At 75.7% G+C, this 920-nt stretch carries 1 protein-coding gene; it reads right to left on the bottom strand.

The genetic code is table 11. The annotated features are described in order from the left end of the window. Positions 1–31 precede the first annotated feature (31 nt). Positions 32–920, bottom strand: an 889-nt coding sequence (locus E4099_RS32445) for a MurR/RpiR family transcriptional regulator (protein WP_135342652.1), incomplete at its 5' end; no start/stop codon positions are given.

Raw genomic sequence — 920 nt, forward strand, 5'->3', positions numbered from 1 at the left:
GGGTGGGGCGGTTGCGGATGGGGGTGGCGGGTCAGCGGTTGGTACGGGAGTCGTGCCGGTGGGCCAGGGCCTCGTAGGACGCGGACAGGGCGGGCGCGGCGGTCTCGTAGGTGCGCTGGGCGACCCCGACGAACAGGCAGTCCACCACCAGGAGCTGGCTGGTGCGGCTGGACATCGCGGCCGGGCGCAGTTCGCTCTCCCGCGCGCTGGAGGTGGTCAGGACGTGGTCGGCGTACTGCGCGACGCCACCGTCCGGCCGCCCGGTGATGGCCACCGTGGTGGCGCCGCGCTCGAAGGCGACCCGCAGCGGTTCGATCACATCGGTGGTGCCCCCGGAGTGGGTGATCGCGATGGCCACGTCCCCCGAGCGCAGTTGTACGGCGTTGGTGACCGCCAGATGCGGGTCGGCGGGGGCGTGCGCGACCAGCCCGATCCGCAGCAGCTTCTGCACCAGGTCCTGGCCGACCAGGTTGGAGGCGCCGATGCCGTAGACATCGATCCGCCGGGCGGTGGCGAGCGCGCTGACGGCCGCGTCCAGCTGGGCGGTGTCCAGCCCGGCGGCGGTGTCGGCGAGGCACTGCTGCTCTTCCTGGGCGAGCTTGGCGACCACGTCGGCTATGGGGTCGTCGACCGCGATGTCGGCGGTGACCGCCGGGGCGCGGCCGGCGGCCTGCTGGGCGGCGAGGGCGGCGAGGGCCAGCCGCAGGTCGCGGTAGCCGGGGTAGCCGAGCAGGCGGGAGGTGCGGACCACGGTGGCCTCGCTGGTGCCGGTGCGCTCGGCGAGGCCGGTGACGGTGAGGGCGGCGCAGCTGGCCGGGTCGGCGGCCACCGCCTCGGCGACCCGCTGCATGGAGCGGGTCATGGAGGGGGCGAGCGTGCGGACCTTGGCGGCGAGCGCGCCCGGGGCGGGGGGCTGGGAG

Source organism: Streptomyces palmae (assembly GCF_004684805.1).
Classification (GTDB): domain Bacteria; phylum Actinomycetota; class Actinomycetes; order Streptomycetales; family Streptomycetaceae; genus Streptomyces; species Streptomyces palmae.